Annotated in this window: 4 protein-coding genes; all 4 read left to right on the top strand. The window is 58.4% G+C overall.

From position 1 onward, the window contains the following. Positions 1-29 precede the first annotated feature (29 nt). Positions 30-1745: a multiheme c-type cytochrome gene (locus BM022_RS14875; protein WP_091140549.1), complete on the top strand. Its 1716-nt coding sequence runs from the start codon at positions 30-32 to the stop codon at positions 1743-1745. A 6-nt stretch (positions 1746-1751) separates the two neighbouring features. Beyond that, positions 1752-2852 carry a hydroxylamine oxidation protein HaoB gene (gene haoB / locus BM022_RS14870; RefSeq protein WP_091140548.1) on the top strand — a complete coding sequence of 367 codons (1101 nt, stop codon included), beginning with the start codon at positions 1752-1754 and terminating at the stop codon, positions 2850-2852. Between the two features lie 330 nt (positions 2853-3182). After that, the gene (cycA, locus tag BM022_RS14865) at positions 3183-3893 is read left to right on the top strand and encodes a cytochrome c-550 CycA (RefSeq protein WP_091140546.1); all 711 of its coding nucleotides are present in this window, start codon (positions 3183-3185) and stop codon (positions 3891-3893) included. Position 3894: 1 nt separating this feature from the next. Further along, positions 3895-4433: NapC/NirT family cytochrome c (locus BM022_RS14860; RefSeq protein ID WP_143079613.1), on the top strand; the 539-nt coding region annotated here is incomplete at its 3' end.

The raw sequence follows: 4433 nt of genomic DNA, 5'->3' as shown, positions 1-4433 counted from the left end.
AAATTACTACGGAAGATAGGAGAGAAGAGATGGCATTTAAGCCTTGGCTGAGGGTGGTTACGCTGGCATGTGGCGCGCTGTTGAGCGCGAGCGCATGGGCAAACTTTCCCAGCGTACCCAAAGAGTTATATAAGGCGCTGAACCTGGAGCAATCGGCCTCGCCCAAGGAATTGCACGAAGCGGTGGTCAAGCGCTACAAGGATCCTGCACAAGGTGCAGGCCGCGGGACCCTGGCGAAATACTGGGAGCCGATCCCGATGAGCATGTATTTTGACCCCGCGTCCTTCTACAAGCCGCCGACCTCCATGAAAGAAGTGGCGGGACGGGACGAATGCGTCAAATGCCACACCGACGAATCGCCGGTATGGGTTGCTGCATGGAAGAAGAGCACGCACGCCAACCTGGACAAGATCAGGAACTTAAAGCCTGAGGATGCGACCTTCTACAAGAAAGCCAAGCTGGAAGAAGTGGAGAAGAACCTTCGCTCCATGAACCGCCTGGGGGCCAACGAGAAGTTGAAGGAAGTAGGCTGTATCGACTGTCACGTTGACATCAACGCCAAGGGCAAGGCCGACCACATGAAAGACCTGCGCATGCCCACGGCTGATGTGTGCGGCGTCTGTCACCTGGCCGAATTTGCCGAGCGCGAATCCGAGCGCGACACGCTCATCTGGCCCAACAAGCAATGGCCGCAGGGACGCCCCTCGCATGCTCTGGACTGGAAAGCCAACGTAGAAGTAGCCGTGTTTGCCTCCATGCCGCAGCGTGAAATTGCCGAAGGCTGCAGCATGTGCCATACCAACCAGAACAAGTGCGATTCCTGCCACACCCGTCACGAATTCTCGGCGGCCGAATCGCGCAAACCGGAAGCGTGCGCCACCTGTCACAGCGGGGTAGACCACAACAACTGGGAAGCCTACTCCATGAGCAAGCACGGCAAGATCGTTTCCATGATGGGCGACAAGTGGAACTGGAATGCGCCGCTGAAAGATGCCTACAGCAAAGGCGGACAGACCGCGCCGACCTGTGCCGGCTGCCACTTTGAATACGAAGGCAAATACAGCCACAACGTTGTTCGCAAGATACGCTGGGCCAACTACCCTGCCGTACCCGGCATCGCCGAGAACATCAACAGCGAATGGTCCGAAGCGCGCCTTGAGTCCTGGGTCAAGACCTGCACCTCCTGCCACTCCGAGCGTTTTGCCCGCTCCTACCTTGAATTCATGGACAAAGGCACCTTGCACGGCATAGCCAAGTACAAGGAAGCGCACGACGTTGCCGAGAAGCTCTACAAGGAAGGCATGCTGACCGGACAGAAGACCAACCGTCCGCTGCCGCTGCCGCCTGACAAGGAAATGTTTGCCGGCTTCACCCAGCTCTACTGGTCCAAGGACAACAACCCTGCTGCCATCGAGCTCAAAGTTCTGGAAATGGGAGAGAACGACCTGCCCAAGCTGCACGTAGGCCTGGCGCACGTCAACCCGGGCGGCTGGACCTACACTGAAGGCTGGGGCCCCATGAACCGGGCTTACGTCGAAGTCATGGACGAGAACACCAAGATACGCGAAATGGCCGCCCTGCAGGCACGGGTAGCCAAGATGGAATCGGGTCGCCGCGCTGGTTTGCTGGACTTGAACAGCAAGGATGACAAGATTTCCCTGGGCGGACTTGGCGGGGGCATGCTGCTGGCAGGCACCCTGGCGTTGGCAGGCTGGCGCCGGCGCGAAAAAAGAAGCGAGCGCTAATCCAGCTTGACATCTGCAACTACCAGCCGCGCCGCAACCCCGGCGCGGCGTAACAACCGACTCCTCCCCTCACTGGGCATCCTCCTGGTGACGGGAGGAATTCTTTTGCTCGCCTGGTTTGCCTGGCTCTGGTTCAATCCTGGTCCCTCGCCCTACCGCTACCAGCTGGTGGAAGAAGGCAGCGTGGACAAATTCAGCCAGCTTGGCCTGGACGCCTGGCCTGATCTCACCATTGCCAAATACGACGTCTTTGCCGAGGAAATCGAAAAGCCGTTGGCCTCGGGCCACACCGCCCGGCGCGGCCAGACTCCGCCCGTACTCATTTCCTGGGAGAACCACACCAGCGAGCTCATCGCCTCTGTTGACAGCAAACTCAATGAACTGACCACCCTGGCAGCCGCCATCGACAAATACGCGGGCAAGGACGCCCTGATCCTGGGCTGGTGGGACACCTCGCGCCAGATCAAGCTCCTGGCCTCGCGCGACACCCTCTTCAACAGCCATGTGGGCCAACCCCTGATCGTTCCCACCCCCTGGCGCAACCGCGAAGAGGCCATCCGCAAATACGAAGACCAGTTCTGGGGAGCCAAGGCAAGTGATGAGGAACGGCGCAAATTCGAGCGCTTCACCGATGCCCTGCTGGCAGAACCCGAACAGGGCGCTGCCATCCTGCGCGAACTGGCAGGCGGGCGCGAAGCCTATATAGCACTGCATGTCACCGACCTGTACAAACTGGGGCTCATGCGGCCGGACCAGTTTGACATCACCTACAAGAATTTCCCCATGGAAGGCAACATGCACGGCCTGATCGGCTATTTGAAGAACTGGATGCAGGAAAACAACTTCACCACCTACACCCTGCAATCGATCTCCGACAAGATGGTGCGCGGCTACTTCCTGCGCACGGACAAGAGCAGCAACAGCCTGATTGCCAAGATGCTGCCCTTCACCAACTCCAACCCGCTTGACCTGCAACCCGTGCAGCTCATCTACCAGCAGGGCGGCTACTGGGTGTACCAGATCCCCTCTGCCAATCCTGCGCCCGCTTCAGCCAACCCCACAACCCCTCCTTCCACGCCTCACCCCGCGCCTGCCGAGGGGAGTTGATCGTAGTCTGGCTCTGCCGTAGAGGGCAGGCGCCTACGATATGGACTATCCTACGGTTAGGGTCTCTATCAAAAGGAAGAAGCGACCCCAAAGCGGGAGCTGGTCACTTACTTATAGAGACCGCTTTGCGGCTGGCTCCCTCCACTGCCTGATCCCGCTTCGCGGGTCCGTCGTGCCTCGCTCCGGGTCGCCGCCGGTACCAGTGGTACCAGAAAGAGTGATGGTACTGGTGCTACCCGTTTGCATAAACCGGAGCTACATTATGGGAAAAATAGAAGATTCAGAATTACCAACGGATATAATTGTCTTCAAAGAAAAAAAGGAGAGATCATGAGCCATCGCATGACATTCGCACTTGCCGCGGCAGCCCTGTTTGCGGTGATATCCGGGAGTGCGGCCGCGCAATCGTTTGAGGGCCGCAAGAAATGCAGTTCCTGTCACAAGAGCCAGGCTGAATCGTGGGGAGACACCGCGCACGCCAAGGCCATGGACTCCTTAAAGCCGGGGACCAAGGAGGAAGCCAAGAAGAAAGCCAAGCTTGATCCTAAAAAGGACTACACCAAGGACAAGGACTGTGTTGGCTGCCATGTTGACGGCTGGGGCAAGGAAGGCGGTTACACGGTTGACGACCCCAGCAAGTTCCTGACCGGGGTAGGCTGCGAATCGTGCCATGGTCCGGGATCGAAGTATCGCGGCATCCACCGCAAATCGGGTGCGGCCTTTGAGAAATCGAAGAAGACCACCCCGCGCTCGACGTTGGCGGAAGCCGGGCAGGATTTTGCCTTTGAAGAGACCTGCAATGCCTGCCACATGAACTATGAAGGCTCCGGCTGGAAGGGCGTCAAGAAGCCCTACACCCCGTATCACCCTGGAGTGGACAAGAAATACACCTTCAACTTTGACAAGTACGTCAAGGATGTCAAGGCCATGCACGAGCATTACAAGCTCGACGGCACCTTCACCGGGGATCCGAAGTTCAAGTACCATGACGACTTCCAGTCCAAGGCCAAGGTTGGCGAGAAGACTGCGGTAGAGGACTAATATGGCAATCAAGGCGGGCGGCACTCTGCTCACAGGCGCGCTGCTGGGGATCGTGATGGTAGCGGTGGTATTCGGCGGCGAGGCCGCCGTCTCCACCACTGAATTCTGCACCAGTTGTCATTCCATGAGCTATCCTGCGGAGGAGTTGAAGACTTCCTCGCACTATGGGGCATTGGGCGCCAATCCAGGCTGCAAGGACTGTCACATCCCGCAGGGCTTCAAGAACTTCCACCTGGCGGTGGCCACGCACGTGGTCGATGGCGCGCGTGAGCTGTACCTGGAATTTGCCAACGACTATTCCACGCTGGAGAAATTCAACGAGCGCCGGCTGATCATGGCGCACGATGCGCGCATGAACCTGAAGAAGTGGGACAGCAACACCTGCCGCGAGTGTCACAAGAATCCCCAGCCCCCGGGAGCCGATGCCAAGGCTGCGCACAAGAAGATGGAAACCGAGGGCGCAACCTGCATTGACTGCCACCAGAACCTGGTGCACAAGGAAGTCGCCGAGACCGACTTGAACGAGAGCAAAAAGCAGGG

Origin of the sequence: Nitrosospira sp. Nsp14 (assembly GCF_900113575.1) — a bacterium.
GTDB lineage: Bacteria > Pseudomonadota > Gammaproteobacteria > Burkholderiales > Nitrosomonadaceae > Nitrosospira.
This window is presented reverse-complemented; position numbering and strand designations above follow the sequence as displayed.

Excerpts from the sequence above, each read along its gene's own strand:
- BM022_RS14875 (WP_091140549.1), top strand. The coding sequence starts at position 30 with ATGGCATTTAAGCCTTGGCTGAGGGTGGTTACGCTGGCATGTGGCGCG.
- cycA (WP_091140546.1), top strand. The coding sequence starts at position 3,183 with ATGAGCCATCGCATGACATTCGCACTTGCCGCGGCAGCCCTGTTTGCG.